At 64.4% G+C, this 18,896-nt stretch carries 9 protein-coding genes; 2 read left to right on the forward strand and 7 right to left on the reverse strand.

Going from position 1 to position 18,896, the window contains the following annotated elements; translation table 11 throughout:
- Window positions 1-6: 6 nt before the first annotated feature.
- The 7 genes from ACEN98_RS15150 to ACEN98_RS15180 form a co-directional block, all read right to left on the reverse strand.
- Complete coding sequence (locus ACEN98_RS15150; RefSeq protein ID WP_413385623.1) at window positions 7-1,932, reverse strand: PQQ-binding-like beta-propeller repeat protein; 1,926 nt, start codon at window positions 1,930-1,932, stop codon at window positions 7-9.
- Window positions 1,933-2,015: 83 nt separating this feature from the next.
- Window positions 2,016-3,809 carry a hypothetical protein gene (locus tag ACEN98_RS15155; protein ID WP_413385625.1) on the reverse strand — a complete coding sequence of 598 codons (1,794 nt, stop codon included), beginning with the start codon at window positions 3,807-3,809 and terminating at the stop codon, window positions 2,016-2,018.
- The gene (locus tag ACEN98_RS15160; RefSeq protein ID WP_413385626.1) at window positions 3,707-4,765 is read right to left on the reverse strand and encodes a hypothetical protein; all 1,059 of its coding nucleotides are present in this window, start codon (window positions 4,763-4,765) and stop codon (window positions 3,707-3,709) included. Before ACEN98_RS15160 ends, ACEN98_RS15155 begins: the two co-directional genes overlap by 103 nt.
- A gap of 339 nt (window positions 4,766-5,104) precedes the next feature.
- Window positions 5,105-5,707: an NF038129 family PEP-CTERM protein gene (locus ACEN98_RS15165; RefSeq protein ID WP_413385627.1), complete on the reverse strand. Its 603-nt coding sequence runs from the start codon at window positions 5,705-5,707 to the stop codon at window positions 5,105-5,107.
- Between the two features lie 11 nt (window positions 5,708-5,718).
- Window positions 5,719-10,446, reverse strand: coding sequence for a discoidin domain-containing protein (locus tag ACEN98_RS15170; protein WP_413385628.1), 4,728 nt, complete (start codon window positions 10,444-10,446; stop codon window positions 5,719-5,721).
- Window positions 10,447-10,930: 484 nt separating this feature from the next.
- A complete protein-coding gene (locus tag ACEN98_RS15175) occupies window positions 10,931-11,533 on the reverse strand; it encodes an NF038129 family PEP-CTERM protein (RefSeq protein ID WP_413385629.1) in 603 nt (200 codons plus the stop codon).
- Between the two features lie 11 nt (window positions 11,534-11,544).
- Window positions 11,545-15,555 carry an OmpL47-type beta-barrel domain-containing protein gene (locus ACEN98_RS15180; protein WP_413385630.1) on the reverse strand — a complete coding sequence of 1,337 codons (4,011 nt, stop codon included), beginning with the start codon at window positions 15,553-15,555 and terminating at the stop codon, window positions 11,545-11,547.
- A gap of 268 nt (window positions 15,556-15,823) precedes the next feature.
- Between ACEN98_RS15180 and ACEN98_RS15185 the strand changes: the two genes are divergently transcribed.
- The gene (locus tag ACEN98_RS15185) at window positions 15,824-17,479 is read left to right on the forward strand and encodes a family 43 glycosylhydrolase (protein WP_413385631.1); all 1,656 of its coding nucleotides are present in this window, start codon (window positions 15,824-15,826) and stop codon (window positions 17,477-17,479) included.
- 69 nt (window positions 17,480-17,548) lie between these two features.
- Window positions 17,549-18,562, forward strand: coding sequence for a diguanylate cyclase domain-containing protein (locus tag ACEN98_RS15190; protein ID WP_413385632.1), 1,014 nt, complete (start codon window positions 17,549-17,551; stop codon window positions 18,560-18,562).
- The last annotated feature ends 334 nt before the right edge of the window (window positions 18,563-18,896 follow it).

Here is an 18,896-nt window from a genome sequence, read left to right on the forward strand (position 1 = left end):
AGCGCGTCAGCGCAGGTTGACCGCCGCCAGCTTGCCGGCGCTCGTCAGGATATACAAGACCCCGCGCTGCGAGATCGCCAGGTTGCCGCCCTGCGGATACGTCCACACCACCTTGCGCGTGTTCAGGTCGACCGCCTGCGTCGCGGTGGACGAACTCACGAAGGCAAGGTTGCGCGTCACGATGACGTTCGAGAAGTCATTGTTGCCCAGGTCGACAGTCCACAACAGGTTTCCGTTCGCCGGTGCGTGTGCCTCGAGTGTGCGGCCGTTCGCGCCGAATGCGTACACGGTGCCGTTACCGTAGGCGGCCATGCCGAATGTGTAGCCGTCCAGCACCCACGCGCGCGCGTGGGTGGCCAGGTCGAACGCCATCAACTGTCCGGACGCGACGATCGCCTGTCCCGTACCGGTCAGGACCACCGGGGCGGCCGTGAAATAGGTGCTGTACGGGTAGGGCGCGCCGATGGCATAGGCGCTGCCGCCGTCGGCGGCGTCGAACACCTTCAGGATGTTGTCGGGCGTACTGTACGTGTAGACGAATCGGCCATCGGTGGCTGGGCTCCAGCCTTCCTCGACCGTCGAGGGGACCGTCCAGGCGAACTTGCCGTCCTGGTCGGCATATTTGGCGAGGCCGCCGTAGTAACCGTCGATCGAGTACACGTCGGTGCCGACTACGGTAGGGGCCGAGTAATTACTCCATTGCGAGCTCATCGCGGTTTGCTTGAGCAGCGCGCCCGTCGCCTGGGAATAGACCCACAGATAGGTGTCCTCGTGCCCGGTGGACGTGACGTAGACACGGCCGTTCGCCGCTGCCGGCGGATTTACGTGGTTCAGGTTGGTGAGCTCGACTTTCCATGCGATCGTGCCCGAATCCTCGGAGATCGCCAGCAGTTCCCATTGCGTGTTCGCGCCCTGGCGGACGATGAATACCCGTCCGTTGTCGATGGCCGTCGATGCGTATCTGTTCTCGGAATTGACCGCACTGGACAGCTGCCAGCGGCGCGTGAACGTGGCGGGATCGAAGCTGGCGTCGACAAATCCCGTATGGGCCGCGTTGCCCTGGTACGTCGTCCAGCTGCCCAGCCCGTTCACCGGGGCGAGCGCGGACAGATTGGTTGGCGACTTCACGTTCACGGTGAGCGGCAGCGTCCACGGCGAGCCGGCCACGGGACGTTGGCAGGTGCGTACGTCGTCATCGCACATGCGCAACTGCAGGTTACTGTTGTACGTGCCCACCGCGAGGGCGTTGCTGGTGGCGGTCGAGAGCGTGAACACGTAATGGCCGTCCGGCGCGAGCGTCATCTGGTCGGGCGGGGTCACGGTGAGGCTGGCGGGATCGAATACGCCGATACTGGCGACGCGCCTCGCGAGTTCCTTGTCCAGTTGTGCTTCGAACGTGACGGTGGTCGCCTCGCCGGGATAGGTCGTCACGCTTAGGCTAGGCACCGACAGGGTCAGGCGCGCCGCCGCATCGGTCCTGGATTTGACCTGCACCGTCAGTGGCACGTGCCAGGGCGACCCGGGGAACGGTTTGGCGCAGGTGAGCGGTGCATCCTCGCACACGCGCACCTCCAGCGAGGTGGTATGGGTGCCGGCGCTGAGGTTCGGGGAGGTACGGAGCGTGGCGACATAGGACATCGCCGAGGCGCCCGACACCGATACGTCGGTCGTGACCACGCCTTTCGTGTCGATGATGCCGATGTTGAAGGACTGGGCAAAGGTGCGGCTCGACGTCGCCGTCACCGATACGGGCATGCTTTCTCCTTCGTACTGGCTAACGGTCGGTGCCGCCGGATCGAACGTAAGCCAGGCCCCGTCCGGATTGCTGGCCCCGGAACCGGACCCGCCGCCACCTCCCGAGCCGCCGCCGCCGCATGCGGCCAGCGTGAACGCGAGCGCGCACGCGAGCAAACCTCGCACATTTACCTTCATCACATTTCCTTGACTAAAATGATTGCAAAAACGACATTTTAATCGGGAAACGTTTTCGGGTGTAAATATATGTAACTACGCCATCACGCCTTGGCCAAAAAACTTCCCAGCGTCGCCAATAGCGTCGCCCCATCTACACCGTCCGGGTCGGCTTCGTCCACGGTAGCTGGAATCACATCCGGGTTATAGCCCTCCCACAGCGGCTTGATCAACCCCGCGCCTTCACCCAGCAGATTGCGCACGACGCCGAACGCGGTGCGCGGCAGCTCCAGCGTGGCCCATTCCGCGGTCGCATTGGCCGGCCCCGTCCCGACGGGCACGCCCAGCCGCGTGGCCATCAGCGCCCGCCGGAACTGGCGCAGCCTCTTCGAATAGCCGTCCTCGATCACGCGGTCGAACGAGCCCAGGTCGGCGGCGCCGTCGAACGTCATGCCGCGCCGCCGGAAGTGGCTCGTGCCGACGAGGGAATACACGTCGTCGACGATCACCACCGCACTGCGGATGGCGGTCGCGCGGCCGGGAAAGCCGAGCGGGTGGAACACGGCCAGCCGGTCGCTGATGATGCCCGGGAATGTCGAGACGAGCGCCTTGCGCGCCCCGATCGCCTGCTGCACGAAGGTGTCGAAGTTCATCGGCGGGCCGCTGTGCGCGAAATCGGTGTCCCACGGCAGCGCCACCACCACGCGCAGGTCGCGGTGATCCGTCATGCGGTCGATGATCACCTGGGCCAGGTCGAGCATGTGGGGCGGCATGCCGCCGTTGTCGGCGGCCGTGGGGGCGAACTGGGCGCTTTCGATGTAGACGAGCTCACGCGCTTCGCCCAGCGCGCGCCGCAGCGACCACAGGGCGTCGCGCCGGCCGTGCTTCGCCACCCAGTATTCGCGTCGGATCTCGCGCAGCAGCCGGTCGCCGTTGGGCGAGTTCACGGTCGGCGGCGGGCCGGCCGGATTGACGGCGTTCGAGACCGCGTCGACGATGTCCTGCACCGTCGTCGCATCCTCGAAAGCCGATTCCGGCGCCAGCGACAGCTCGGGCGTGTCGCACACGGCCGCGATGGACTGCAGCGCCGCGCCCATGCGCGTGCCGGCGTTCGGCGCCGCATCGTTCGGCGGCGTGGCCGGTTCGTTCATGTTGTTGCCGGCGCCGTACAGGATCCAGCCGTCCAGCAACGTGGGCGCGCCGGGGAAGGGCAGCGGCGGCTTGGCGCGGCGCAGCGCGTGCCACGCGAAGTCGTAGGCCAGCGCACCCGTCACGCGCGCGCCCGCCGCGTGGATGTCCGGACCGGCCGGGTTGCCGGGGTTGCCCTGCGTGTGCTGGGCGGAGCGCGACTCCGGCATCCAGCGCGCGCCCGTCACCACGGCCTGCCACGACAGCGCGCCGTTGCTCGCGGCAGCATCCGGGATGCCCGCCGCGACGATCGTCTCGAAGCGCGCCATCAGCGGCAGGCGCGGACCCACGCGCGGGATGCTTTCGGAGGCGAGGCTGCGCGACAGCGCGGCCAGGGTGCCGCCGTTTGCGGCCGGCGTCGTGCGGGGGAGGCCGAACAGCGGGACCGGGCACCAGCCCCGCATCTCGGGCGGCACCAGCGGCAGGCGGTCGGTGCCGCCGAACGTGTTCACGGGCGGCGCGACGGGCGGGTCGACGGGCACGCGGATCCCGCTCCACAGCTTGCGCTGGCCGCCGCGCACCGTCACGACGATGTCCACGTCGATCCGGATGCCGGGGCTGTGCGGATCGCCCGGGCCCAGGCCGAACGGGTTGGCCAGCAGGATCCTCACGTCGTTCGTGCCGTCCGCCAGGGCCGCGCCGCCGTCGCCGCGCACGAACGAGGGCTGCTTGCCGATGCTCGCGATCTCGGCGAAACGGCGCGCGTACACGCGGATATGCGCATCCAGTCGCCCGTGATGCCGGGCGTGTTCCCGAGCCCGATCAGCAGGTTGCTGGCGCCGGCCGACACGGCGATGTCGTTCATCCCGTGCGGCGCCACGAACAGGCGCACGACGGGGAGGTACAGGCCGGTCCAGTTCTCGTCGTAGCCGAACTGCGCCAGCACCTCCGGTGGCGTGTAGCCGTTCGACAGGTCGAGGACAGCGCTGCGGAAGCCGAAGCCCACGACGTTCGAATCGCCGATGAATGCGTACGGCGGCGTCATCGTGATCAGTTCGGCGGTACCGAGGTCGCTGCCGTCGTCCAGGCTGGTCGCGCCGAGGCTCAGGAGGTTGAAGGCGAGGACCCCGGCAGCATCCTGCGACAACTGCATGCGCAGCCTCGGCAGGGTGAACGACACGACGGTGTTGGCGGGGTCGCGTTCCAGCAGGCCATCCGACTCGCGCAGCTTCGCGCCTTTCAGCATGGGCGGGCGCAGCACGACCGTCGTGAGCAGCATGTCGAGTGTGAACTGGGCGCCGGGATAGTCGGATACCGGCATGTCGATCGGCAGCGTGTCGAGCACGTTGAACACGTCGGTCGTGGTGGCCGCCACGCCCGTCGCGGCCGCGATGATCGGGGAACCGGCGCGCGGGACGAACAGTTCGAAGGCGATCTGCGTATCCTGGATGTCGATCCACGGATCGCGCCGGGTCGGATCGTCCTGCGGATGCAGGCCGCCGGCGGTGGCGGTGACGGTCAGGCGCGCGTTCGGCAGGTCGAGCACGGGCCGCGCGGAGACGGCGAACTTCGCGACGCCGCGGATCGTCGTGCCTTCGGCCGCGCCGGTTGCCTCGTAGCGGTCGACATAGATGGCACCCAGCGCCGCTTGCCAATCGCCCAGTGTCGTGCCGAGCAGTTGGTAGGGCGAGACCAGGTCGAGCAGCGAAAGAGGGAAGGCGGGCATGGCGGACTCTTTCAGACGTCGATGACCCCGTACGGGCGGCACGCGGCCTCTCGCACGATGAGATTCGAAAACGGCGGCGGTTGTTCTGGAGGTACGGCGCACTGGCCCCGGCCGCGCGAAAGTGGACCGGGAAGAATGTGTTCTTGTTATCGAGGCGGAGTCGACTGGAGATAATTTAAACGCAATTTTGTTAAATCACAAGCGGTCGGTTGCAAAATATTCGTAAATATGTTTGTTGCGTATTCAGGATGGATAACAGGGCCGGGTCCGACGGCCAAATGTAAAAAACCCGGAAGCCGCACATCGGCTTCCGGGCTGCGTTCAGGTCTTCAGGACCGCTCAGAACCTGCGCGCTTCACGCCCCCGCCACGCCATCATCGCCAGCATGGCAACCAGCATCAGCGCCGCCGTCGACGGTTCCGGAACCTTCGTCACGCTGCTGACCGGGGTCGAGGGCGCCGCCACGAGGACCTGTTCGCCGACCGGTGCAAACGGCTGCAGGAACAGGTTGCCCAGGTCGCCGTCGGCGCCCAGGTAGTGCGTCGCATCGAACAGCGCCCAGCCGAACGCGGTGCCGATGTCGCCCGGCAGCATGGTGAAGCTGACGTCGAAGGCGAACCTGCCGCCCAGCTGGATGGCCTGGACCAGGTCACCGCCGCCGCCGGCATTGCCGAACACGAAGGAACCGGGCGCGGTGCCCGTGACCGTGCCCGTCAGGTCCGCCGCGCCGTCCAGCGCGCCCGCCAGGTTGCTGACGATGGCGGTTGCCGCCGGCGCGCCGTCCAGTCCCAGGAAGTACAGCTCCAGGAAAGCCGGCCCCGAACCCAGCGACGCCGTGTCGATGTCGACGTGATAGAGCGGGGTGGCCGCCGCCTGGCCGCAGGTGCCGGTCAGCGCGGCCGCGAGTGCCAGCCAGGATAAGAAGTGCTTGAAGCGAAACATGGTCAGGTCCTTTACTGGATGCTGAAGAGGGCCGGCGTGTACGCAATGCCGACCTTGTTCGGGTTGGAGAAGGTGGTCGTCAAGGTGACGCTCTGGCCCGGAGCCAGGCTGGCGGCCGGCAGCGCCATGTACGGCACGCCGTCCTTCACGCCGGTTTGCGTGTCCAGCGTGACGCCGGCCGTCAGTACCTGCAGGCGGAAATGCAGCGGACCCGTCAGCGTCTGGCCACCGGTGTTCGTGATCGTCACCGTGCCCGTGTACTTGTTGGTGAAGCGGTTCACCGTCAGGCCCGAGCGCGCGATCGATGCGAAGGAGGTCACGTCCGCCGATTTGTCGATCGACACCGTCACCGCGTGCGCCTGTTCGGTATTGCCCGCCCAGTCCTTGCTCCAGTAGCTCACCGTGTGCGTGCCGCTCGTGGTCAGCGTGACGGAGTTGCCCGTCTGCTGCGCACCGCCGTCGACCGTGTAATACGTCGCTGCGACACCCGAGCCGCCCTGGTTGTCCGTGGCCGCGAAGGTGACCGTCGCGTCCGTGGTCGCCGTGCCTTGCGGCGCGGTGGCCGTGGTCACCGGTGCGATCACGTCCGCGCCATGCAGCGAGCCGTGCAGGCGAACTTCCCTGATGGTGCCGAACCACGCGTTCGGATTGTACACACGGATGTAGCGGTAAGGCACCAGGCTCGTGACCGGCAGCGTCTGCCATTCCGCCGTCGACTGCGCCGCCGGGGTCAGCGTGGTCCACGCGGTGTTGTCGTTCGAGCCCTGGAACACGAGGCCGTTGACGCGCGTGTAGTACTTGTCCTGGCTGCCGATGACTTCGGTGCTGGTCAGGCTGACCTGGTTGCCTTCCTTGAAGTCGAAGACCACCCAGGCACCCGTGCCGGAGCCGCCCGAGCCGTTACGGAAGTCCGAACCGGTGCCCAGGTTCGCGTCGAACAGGGTCTTCACGATCGTCAGCGTCGTGGCGGCGTTGCGGTTCGTGGTCGAATCGATCAGCGTTGCGATGGTCGGAACGTTCGGGATGAGGTCGCTCTCGTCGACCAGGGTCAGCGAGGTCTTGTCAGTCGTTTCCGTGACCTCGTAGCCCGTCTTGCCGGCTTGCGTGAGGTAATTGATGGCGAACTTCACCGTACCGGGCTGCGTCCCCTGGGGCAGGTTCGCGGTGGCCGTGTAGTTGATGTTGTCCGTCGTCGCGACTGTAGCGGGCAGGCCGGCGATGGTGACCGCCACATTACTGATCGCTTCCTTGGCCGTGAAGTTCAGTTTCGCGGTACTTCCGGGCACAACCCTGTTGCGCAGCGCCTGGACCGAGGTGAGCGACGCGGATGCGATGCGGTTGGTGGACTCCACGGCGCCATACAGGCGCAGCTCGGCCACGTTCCCATACCCATTGTTGGGGTTGGTCATGCGAATGTAGCGGTACGGCGTCGGATCGGTGATCTTCAGGCTCTGCCAATCCGACGTGTTCGCCGCAGCCGTCGAGATCGTCGTCCAGGTCGCATTGTCGTTCGAACCCTGGAAGATGGTGCCGGTCGTACGGCCGGTGAACTTGCTGTCCTGAAGAGCGATGACATCGGCTCTGGACAGCGCCACGGTTCCGCCGCCCCGGAAGTCGAACTCGAGCCAGCCATTGCTCCCGCTGCCGTTCAGGCGCAGGTCCGTCGCCGAGGCCAGGTTGCTGTCGAACAGGCGGTTGGCGTTCGAGATCACATCGGTCGCATTGCGGCCGTTGGAATCCGTCAGGGTTGCGATATCGATCACGTTACCGATGTAATCTTTCTGGTCCGCGATGAACAGGTTCGTGGAATCGGTCGAGAACATCACGGGTTCCGCGTCCACACCGGCGCCAGTCTTGTAGTTGGCCAAAAACTTCACCGGTCCGGTCGCCGTGGTGGGCTTGACGACCAGTGTCGCGGTCCAGTTCAGGTTGTCCGTGGTCGTGATGGTTGCCGGCTCGCCCTGGATCGTTGCGGTCACATTGTTGACCGGTTCGGAGGACTGGAAGGAAAGCTTGATCGTGTTGCCGGACACAACGCGGTTCTTTACAGCCTGGTCCGACGTCAACGAAACGCTGTTCAGCTTGTTAACCGTTTCATAGCGGGTACCGAAGAGCCTGAACTCGCCGAGCTCGATGATGTTGTACCACGTGTTCAGGTTGACGGTGGAAAGCTTGAAGAAGCGATAGCGCTGGCCGCGCAGGTCCTCCTGCACGTCCAGGGTCTGGCGCGCCTCGCTCTGAATCGTTGCGTCGGGTGTGAGTCGCGTCCAGTGCTCGTTGTCGTTGGAGCCAAAGGCCGCGACGCCACTGGCGCGTTCCGGGAAGCTGGTGCGCGGCTCGAACTGGAACGCGCTCGCCGCCACCTTGAAGCTGGGACCGAAGTCCAGCGTGAACGTGAGATTGTTCTCCCTGGCGATGAAGTACGGGATGAAGGTGATGGGATCGTCGTCGACCCCGGTGGCGGCCCAGTCACCGAAGTTCGTCACCAGGTTCGAATTGAAGAACAGATTGGTGTAGTTCATGCTGCCGTCCTTCAGCAGCGGGGTCAGTTCCTGGAGTCCGGCGACCGCGTTACGCAAAGTCGCCAGTTTCTGGAAGTAGGTGGTGTCGTTGCCGGACCCGACCGCGGCCTGCATGTCCGCATAGGCAGCCTGGTAGGCATCCCTGGTCGACGTCACGTACAGCGTGTCCGGTTTGAATTGCGCGGCCACGACCCCGACGGTCGCCTGCCGGTCCGCACCCACGACGACCGTCAGCCGCTTGGTGGTCACTGTCGTCCCGTCCGAAGCCTCGACCACTAACGCGTACGTACCGGCCTGCGTCGGCAACCAGGAGAATGCGCCCGTGCTGGTGTCGAACGACGCGCCTGGCGGCAGGTTGTCGATGTTGTAGGTCACGACGTCGCCCGCAGCCGGATCGGTGGCCGAAAGGTCGATCGTCGTCGGGACGGTTGCGCCGGCATACGTGTACAAGGTCGTGTCGGCATTGCCGGACTTGAACACCGGCGGGCTCAGCATAGTGCTCGACTGGGCATTGATGTGATCGATGTCGACCGTGGTGCCGTTGCCGGTCAAGGTAACCTGGAGGAAATCGCCGAGGTTGATGGGTACCACCAGGTAGCGCCACTCGCCCCGGGTGTTCGGCAACGCGATCGGGTTGGCATAGGTGTCCAGGGTCATGGTGGCCGGGCCATTGGTCCGGAAGCGGAAGCCGATCGACGTGACGGTGCCGCCGTAATAACTGTACACGGCATAGCGCGTGCCTTCCGGCGTGGCCGTGCTGCGCACGAAGCTGGTCGAGCCTTCGGTCTGCGTCACCGAAGAACCGGTGAGCGGGGAGTAGCGGTCTTCCACTTCGCGATACGGATCGATGACTGAAATGCCCAGGTATTTGCTGCCCTCCGCCTCGGCTGCCTTGGGGATGCCAATCCAGAAGTCGCCGCCGCCATCGGCGCCATCCCAGTTGTAGGCCCTGCGCTTGGCGTAGGCCGTCGTGTAACTAGGGGAGATCTGTTCGAGGTTCAGGCCGCGGACATACTTGTAGTAATAAAACGCTTCCCAGGTGTTCTGCGTCAGCCGGCCCCGGCCCGATGACGACACGGTCGGATACATCGCCCGGACGCTGCCATCGGGGTTGACACTCATGGCGACGGGAACCCACGGGATGTCGTAACCGATATTCCATTTGCTGAACAGGTCATGAACAGCCAGCAGACGATCATCGAGGAATTCATAGGGGCCGACGGCGTTCGACTCGGTCGAAGGCGTACCTGTCACCGGATCGACCTTGGTACCTTGCGACATGATCATGCGCGCCAGGATTTCCGAGTTGGTGAGGTCGCCGGCGCCGTGGGCCTGATCGCGGCCCATTTCCACGTGCTGGATCTGGGGCGGAATCGCTTCGCCGGTGGCGTCATTCTTCGTCACCAGGCGGAACAGCCTCTCGATCGAGCCGGTCCATGCAGGATCGGGCGCATCCTTGTTGACGGTGAACCACTCGACCGTCTGATTGTACGAATCGCGATCGCCCATGAAGATCGCACCGGACATCTTCGCGATGGTCGTGTACAGATGCTGGTTCATGAAACGGCAGTTGCAATTGTCGTCGGTCAGGATTGTCGGCACGAAGAGGTTGGCCGCGATCTTCTGTGTGTCGTCATCCGTCCACGCGAGCGTCGGGTCCTGGGTGCTGGAATAACGCATAATTTCGGCCGCGCCGACCATCCGCTGCATCGGGATTCCGGTATGGATGTGCGCATCGGTGTAATACGCGTACTTGGCCGGATCCATTTGCTCGTACAGGCGCATGATGCGCATGACGTTGGCCCGGTAGACCGGATCGCCGGTCACGTAGTAAAGGATCGCCTGGGTGTAGGCGGTCAAGGCGTCCGACTTGAAAATGCCCTCGGCACCCTGCGATTCAATTCCGAGAATGCGCGGCTTGGTCTGGTCCGAGGCATTGACGTTCGCGATGTTGGGCGTGCGCTTGGCGCTGGCCGACTGGAGCATCATGTTGAAATGTGTATACCAGGGCTCTTTCTTCGCCAGAACCTGGGCCCGCATGTTTTCCAGCTGCGCCTTCGTGAAGCCGACGCCGGGATGCTTGAATCCGCTTGCATCGATTGTTTCGGTGAGGACCGGCTGGTAGCTGGTCACCATCGTGTCGATCGGATCCGCGGCCATCGCGAGCTGGCCCGGGAAGGGCACCAGCGTCGTCGCGATACCGACTGAAAATGCCATGCAGACGGCGCGTCTTAACGCATGGTTCAATTTGATTGTTCTCATGTCTGTCCCTCCATTTTTAATCTCTTCGTGTTTAGGTTACCGATAACATTGTTGACCGGAGACGGACCGGAAATGCAGGGTGCGGCAGCACCCGCTTGCGTAGCCGAACCGGGTCGCATTGGTTTTTTATATATGAAGTGCTTATAAACGAGTGCCGTATCGAAGAACGTTCGGCGCAGTCTCACCGTACGTGTGCCTGAAACAATGCCGTTCCCGACTCGATCGGGTCACGATCAAGTCGCCGCTTGCACATGGCGGGATTGTACGTTATCGATACCGTACAATTGTAGGCCTAATTTCAGCAGGCGCGAACATATTTTTTGCCGCGCTGGCGATGCTCATGCCGGCTGGATGAATGAAAAAACCAAAAATGAAAAAAACCCAAAAGCCGGACAACGGCCTTTGGGGTCCGATTAAGACTGCAGGACGTCAGGACGGATCAGGGCCGGCGCGCGCCTTGCCCGCGCCACGCCATCATCGCCAGCATGGCAACCAGCATCAGCGCCGCCGTCGACGGTTCCGGAACCTTCGTCACGGTGCTGACCGGGGTCGAGGGCGCCGCCACGAGGATCTGTTCGCCGGCCGGTGCAAATGGCTGCAGGAACAGGTTGCCCAGGTCGCCGTCGGCGCCCAGGTAGTGCGTTGTATCGAACAGCGCCCAGCCGAACGCGGTGCCGATGTCGCCCGGCAGCATGGTGAAGCTGACGTCGAAGCCGAACCTGCCGCCCAGCTGGATGGCCTGGACCAGGTCACCGCCGCCGCCGGCATTGCCGAACACGAAGGAGCCGGGCGCGGTGCCCGTGACCGTGCCCGTCAGGTCCGCCGCGCCGTCCAGCGCGCCCGTCAGGCCGCTCACGATGGCGGTTGCAGCCGGCGCGCCGTCCAGTCCCAGGAAATACAGCTCCAGGAAAGCCGGCCCCGAACCCAGCGACGCCGTGTCGATGTCGACGTGATAGAGCGGGGTGGCGGCCGCCTGGCCGCAAACGCCGGTCAGCGCGGCCGCGAGTGCCAGCCAGGATACGAAGTGCTTGAAGCGAAACATGGTCAGGTCCTTTACTGGATGCTGAAGAGGGCCGGCGTGTACGCGATGCCGGCTTTGTTCGGGTTGGAGAAAGTGGTCGTCAAGGTGACGCTCTGGCCCGGGGCCAGGCTGGCGACCGGCAGCGCCATGTACGGCACGCCGTCCTTCACGCCGGTTTGCGTGTCCAGCGTGACGCCGGCCGTCAGTGCCTGCAGGCGGAAATGCAGCGGACCCGTTAGCGTCTGGCCACCGGTGTTCGCGATCGTCACGGTGCCCGTGTACTTGTTGGTGAAGCGGTTCACCGTCAGGCCCGAGCGCGCGATCGATGCGAAGGCGGTCACGTCCGCCGATTTGTCGATCGACACCGTCACCGTGTGCGGCTGCTCGCTGTTGCCCGCCCAGTCCGTGCTCCAGTAGCTCACCGTGTGCGTGCCGCTGGTGGTCAGCGTGACGGAGTTGCCCGTCTGCTGCGCGCCGCCGTCGACCGTGTAATAGGTCGCCGAGACACCGGAACCGCCCTGGTTGTCCGTGGCCGTGAAGGTGATCGTCGCGTCAGTGGTCACCGTGCCTTGCGGCGCGGTTGCGGTGGTGCCAGGCGCGGTCGTGTCCGCGGCGTTCACCGTACCGTACAGGCGCAGTTCGGTCATGTTGCCGAACCAGGCGTTGGCGTTGGTCATGCGGATGTAACGGTAGGGCGTGGTGCCGGTGATCTTCAGCGACTGCCACTCCGGCGCATTCCCGGCGAAGGTCGAGATGTTGGTCCACGTCGCGTTGTCATTGGAACCCTGGACGACGGTGCCGTTGATCCGGCCCGAGTACTGGTTCTGGGGACCGATGACGTCGACGCGGGACAGCACCGTGGTGACGCCGGGCCGGAAGTCGAACTTGACCCAGCCATTGTTGCCGCTGCCGTTGAGGCGCAAGTCGGTGTTCGTCGTCAGGTTGCTGTCGAACAGTAATTTTGCGTTCTTGATCACATCGGTTGCATTGCGGCCGTTGGAATCGGTGACGGTGGCAATGTCGAGCACGTTGTCGATGTAATCCTTCTGGTCCGCAATGAACAGGGTCGACGAATCGGTCGGGAACAGGACGGGTTCGGCGGCGGTGCCGTCGGCGGTCCTGTAGTTGAGGAGCAGCTTCACCGGTCCCGGTGCCATGGCGGCCTTGACGACTGTCGTCGCCGTCCAGTTCAGGTTATCCGTGGTGGTGACGGTGGCCGGTTCGCCCTGGATCGTCGCACTCACGTTGTTGATCGGCTCGGACGACTGGAACGTCAGCCTGATCGTATTCCCCGGCACGACCCGGTTCTTCAGCGCCTGGTCGGAACCCAGCGACACGCTGGTCAGCTTGTTCACGGTTTCATAGCGGGTGCCGAAGATCCTGAATTCGCCGAGTTCGAGGATGTTATACGACCAGAGATCATGGATCATCGAGAGCTTGAAGAAGCGATAGCGCTTGGTGCGGAACTCGTCCGCCACGTTCAGCGTCTGCCAGCCCTCGATCCCGAGCGTCTCGTCGGGCGAGATCCGGGTCCAGTTCTCGTTGTCGTTGGAACCGAAGATGGTCACGCCGCCGACGCGTTCCGGGAAGCTGGTGCGCGGCTGGAGCTGGAACTTGTTCGCGGCGACCTTGAAGCTGGGACCGAAGTCCAGCGTGAACGTGTGATTGGTATCGCGGGCGATCGTGAACGCGATGAAGCTGTCGGTATTGTTGTCGACCCCGTTCGCCGCCCAGTCGCCGAAATTCGTCACCAGGTTGGTCTTGAAGAACAGGTTCGTGTAGTCCATGCTGCCGTCCTTCAGCAGCGGGGTCAGTTCACGCAGGCCGGAGACCGCGTTGCGCAATGCCCCAAGCTTCTGGAAGTAGGTAGCGTCGGTGCTCGACCCGATCGTGTTCTGCATGTCGGCATAGGCGCTCTCGTAGGCCGTCTTCGTCGCGGTAACGTACAGCGTGTCCGGCTTGAACGGCGCGGCGACGGTCGCCACGGCAGCCTGCCGGTCGGCGGCGACTTCGACGATGACACGCCTGGTGGTCACCGAGGTGCCGTCCGATGCTTCGGCGAGGAACGTGTAGGTGCCGGCCTGCGTGGGTAGCCACGAGAACGCGCCCGTATTGGTATCGAACGTGGCGCCCTGCGGCAGGTCGTCCATGTTGTAGGTCACCACGTCGCCGGCCGCCGGGTCGGTGGCAGACAGGTCGAGCGTCACCGGGATGGTGGCGCCTGCATACGTGGTCGCCGTCGTGTCGCCGGTGCCGGACTTGAAGACTGGCGGGCTCAGCAAGGTGCTGGACTTGACGTTGATGTGGTCGACGTCGACCGTCGTACCGGCACCGGTGATCTTGAGCGGCAGGAAATCGCCCAGGTTCATCGGCACCACGACGTAACGCCACTGGCCCCGTGTATTCGGCAACGCGACCGACATGCCGTCGACGTCCATCATGGCCTGGCCATTGGTGCGGATGCGGAAGCCCATGTTGGGGATGGCGGCCCCGTTATAGCTGTACACGGCGATGCGCGTGCCTTCCGGCGTGGCCGTGCTTCGCACGAAGCCGGTCGTGCCTTCGGTCTGCGCGACCGCATTGCTGTCGTATGCCGTGAACCGGTCTTCCACTTCACGGTACGGATCGACGATCGGGAGGCCCAGGTATTTGCCGCCTTCCGCTTCGGCGGCCTTGGGAAGCGTCAGCCAGAAGTCGCCGCCGCCGTCGACGCCATCCCAGTTGTAGGCCTTGCGCTTGGCGTAGATCGTGGTATAGCCCGGCGCGATCTGTTCCAGGTCGAGGCCGCGCACGTATTTGTAGTAATAGAAGGCTTCCCAGTTGTTCTGGGTGAGCCGGCCGCGGTACGACGGATTCACGTTGTTGTACATCGCGCGGATGCTGCCATCCGGATTGACGCTCATGGCGACAGGCACCCATGGGATGTCATAGCCGATCATGTATTTGCCAAACAGTTCGTGGACGGCCAGCAGGCGGTCGTCCATGAATTCGTACGGGCCGACGGCGTTGGATGCCGTCGACGGCGTGCCCGCCACCGGATCGACCTTGGTACCCTGCGCCATCATCAGGCGCGCGAGGATCTCCGAGTTCGTGAGGTCGCCGGCGCCGTGCGCCTGGTCGCGGCCCATTTCGACGTGCTGGATCTGCGGCGGAATCGCTTCGCCGGTGGCGTCGTTTTTTGTCACCGTCCGGAACAACTGCTTGATCGATCCGGTCCAGGCCGGATCGGGGGCATCCTTGTTGACGGTGAACCACTCGACGGCCGTGTCATAGCCGTCGCGGTCGCCCATGAAGATCGAGCCGGACATCTTGGCGATGGTCGTGTACAGGTGCTGGTTCATGAACCGGCAGTTGCAGTTGTCGAAGGTCTGGATCACCGGCGTGACCAGGTTCCTCGAGAAGTTGACCGTATCGTCGTCCGTCCATGCGAGCGCCGGCGTCTGGGTGCTCGTGTAGCGCAGGATTTCCGCCGCCGCCGTCATGCGGCTCAGCGGAATCCCGGTATGGATGTGCGAGTCGACGAAGTACACGTACTTCGACGGATCCATTTTCCCGTACAGGCGGATGATCCGCATGGCGTTGGCGCGATAGACGTCGTCGCCGGTCACGTAGTACAGGATCGCCTGCGTGTAGGCGGTCAGTGCGTCGTTGATGAACAGGCCGTTGGCGCCCTGGGAATCGATCCCCAGGATACGCGGCTGCGTCGGGTCGGCGCCGTTGACGTTCGAGATGCCCACCGTACGCGACGCTTTGCTCGACTTGAGCATCATGTTGAAGTGGGTATTCCAGGGCTCCTTCTTCGCCAGGACCTGGGCCCGCATGGTTTCCAGGGTCTCCTTCGTGAGCCCGACCCCGGGATGCCTGAAGCCGTTCGCATCGATGGATTCGCTGATGACGGGCTGGTAGCTGGTCACCATCGTATCGATCGGGTCTGCGGCCAGGGCGACCTGGCCCGGGTAGGGCACCAGCGTCGCGGCGATACCGATCGACACCGCCATGCAGGCGATGCGCCTCGCCGCACGGTCGAATTTAATTGCTCTCATGTTTGTTCCCCCATTTTTCTACCTCTTCTCGTGTTTAGGTTACCGATAACATCTTTTGCCGGAGCCAGAGTCGGGAAAGCCCCAAATCTGCTTCCAGAGGTTTTTAATGTATGAAAAACGTCCGCGTCCGGACGGTATCGACAGCTCCAGCCTGTAAAATTGCCGCACTGGCTAGACAGAAATGTACGTTATCGATACCATACAATTGTAGACCTAATCCCTGCCAGCCGACACAAATTTTTAACGATTACGACCATCTGCAACGGACATGCCCACCTTTCCCGAACATAAATTCTCCCGCTGGTGCGCAGTCGCACTGTCCGGCTTGCTCGCTGCCGCCATGACGGGCCCTTGCCAGGCCGGCGACGGCGTCACCTGGGGTGACTGGGCCAAGTGGGGCGACCTGGGCAACGGCCGCTATCGCAATCCCGTCCTGCCGGCCGATTACAGCGACCTGGATGCGATCCGTGTCGGCGACGACTACTACGCGATTACATCGACGTTCCAGTTTTCTCCGGGGATGGCGGTGCTGCATTCGCGCGACCTGGTCAACTGGCGCACGGTGGGCCACGCGGTGCCCGACCTCACGCAGATCTCGCCGGAACTGGACTGGACGCGGATGAACCGCTACGGCCGGGGCATCTGGGCCGGCGCCATCCGCCACCATGCGGGCCGGTTCTGGATTTATTTCGGCACCCCGGAAGAAGGCTATTTCATGACCAGCGCGGAACGGCCGGAAGGGCCGTGGACGCCGCTGCAGCACGTGTTGCGTGCAACCGGATGGGACGACTGCGCGCCGTTCTGGGACGATGACGGCAAGGGCTACCTGGTCGGCACGCACTTCAGCGACGGCTACAAGATCCATCTGTGGGAACTGAGCGCGGACAACCGCAGCCTCGTGCCGGGGACCGACCAGGTGATCTACCAGTCGAAGGGCAGCGAGGCCAGCAAACTGTACAAGTTCAACGGCACCTATTACCACTTCTTCAGCGAAGTGCAGGGCGACGCGCGCGTGATGATGATGCGGCGGGCGCCGTCGATCCGCGGACCGTGGTCCGAGAAGCGCCAGCTGATGCAGGCGGACCGCGCCGCCATGGAGCCGAACCAGGGCGGGATCGTCCAGGGCCCGGACGGCAACTGGTATTTCTTCACCCACCACGGCAGCGGCGACTGGGCGGGACGGGCCGCGAGCCTGCTGCCGGTCCACTGGATCGACGGCTGGCCGGTGATCGGGCAGCCCGACCGCGCCGGCATCGGCACCATGGTGTGGGAAGGACGGATGCCGGGCACGCCGTCCGTCCGCCGGTTCCCGCAAGGCGGCGACGACTTCGATGCGGGCGCGCTCGCGCCCGTCTGGGAATGGAATTACCAGCCGCGCATGGACAAGTGGTCGCTGTCGGCCCGTCCCGGCCATCTGCGCCTGCACGCCTTTCCCGGCCTGGACGGCGTCAACCTGCTCAAGGTGGGCAATGTGCTGACCCAGCGCGTCGTGCGGACGGGCAGCCAGTCATTCGCAGCGCGGATAGAACTGGCGGGGATGGCCGAGGGCCAGCATGCCGGCCTCGTCCACTTCACGGCGCAGCCGCACGCCGCCAATCCCGCCGAATCCACGGCGTCCGCGGGCATCGTGATGGTGGAGGGCAAGCGTTACCTGGAAGTGTCCCGGGACGGCAGTTACACCCGATTACAGCCGTGGAAGCACGATGCGATCTGGCTGCGCTCGACGTGGGGGCTGGATGGCAAGACCACCCTGGCCGTCAGCGCGGATGGAGCAAGGTACGAGACCGTGCTGCCCGACTTTTCGTTGACGTGGGGCGCGTATCGCGGCAGCCGTGTGGGCGTGTTCACGTTCAATCCGGCTGGAGAACATGGCTACGTGGACGTGGACAGGGTGGATTATCGCATCGACAACCGTCAGTATTAACTTGTCAACAAGAGGCAAATGGTCCACACTGGTTGTGTGATTATTTGTGATATTTCTCCTTGACTAGACATGAGCACCGTCACGCTGGACGCGGCCGTACTGCTGGACATCATCGACATCCAGACCGAGATCGCCTGCCAGGGCCTGGATCTGGGCGGCGTCATGCAGCTGGTCAGCCAGCGCGCCGCGACGCTGTGCCGGGCCGAGGGTGCTGCGGTGGAATTGGCCGAGGGTAATGAGATGGTGTACCGCGCGGCAGCCGGGCTCGCCCGGGCGCAGTTGGGGTTGCGCCTGCGGCGCGAAGGCAGTCTGTCCGGCCTGTGCGTGGACGGGAATGAAATCCTGCGTTGCGACGACGCCGAGCTCGACCCGCGCGTGGACCGCGCAGCGTGCCGCAAGGTCGGCCTGCGCTCGATGCTCGTCGTGCCGCTACGCCATGACGTCCATTCGGTGGGCGTGCTGAAAATCGTGTCGTCGGCGGTGAACGCCTTCGGCACCTGGCATGCGCAGGTGCTCGGCCTGCTGTCGACGCTCGTCGGCGCGGCGATCTACCACGCGGTGCAGAACGCGTCGAACGACCTGTACTACCGCGCGACGCACGATGCGCTGACGAGCCTCGCCAACCGGGCCCAGTTCTACGACAGCCTGCGCCAGCAGCTGGCGCGGGCGGCACGGTGCCATGGGCACGTCGCCGTCCTGAACATCGACATGGATGGGCTGAAAGCGATCAACGACAACCTCGGCCACCGCGCCGGCGACGCTGCGCTGTGCGAAGTGGCCAGCCGCATCGGCGCCGAACTGCGCGCGGACGACATGGCGGCGCGCGTCGGCGGCGACGAGTTCGGCGTGATCCTCGTCGGCGTGCGCGACCGCTGCAGCGTCGCGAACAAATGCCAGGCATTGACGACGGCGATCGGCGCGCCGTTCGAGTTCGAGGGGCGCGCGCTGGCGCTGGGGGCGAGCATCGGGTTTGCGCTGTGGCCGGAGGATGGCGATGACATGGAGCAGCTGATCGAACTGGCGGATCGGGCCATGTATCGGGTCAAGCATGGGCGGCGCGCGGGCGTGGGTGCGGGCGCCTGAGTGTCATTTGTCGTCGAGTTCGGCCCGGTCGCGTCCGATAATCCGGAACGACGTGCTTGCGCTCTGACGCACAGGGAGTTTGATGCCTTCGAATTTCACGGGGACATGGGTCGTGTATCTCGTAGTGAGATCAAGCATCCATTCTCTCAGGCCCCGGATTGCCGATGGGGAAAGGCGCTCTTCCATTCTGATCGATTCCCCAGGCGCTAACGACGTGACCTTGTTGCGTAGCGAGAGATCGGCAGGCGGGAATGCGCACAGCGGGAGTATCTCTTGTGTTTCGTTGTCGATCAAAGCAGGGCATATTTTGTCCCGGTCATTGTCGAGGAGGTGG

The organism is Massilia sp. CT11-137, from assembly GCF_047302885.1.
Classification (GTDB): domain Bacteria; phylum Pseudomonadota; class Gammaproteobacteria; order Burkholderiales; family Burkholderiaceae_D; genus Telluria; species Telluria orientalis.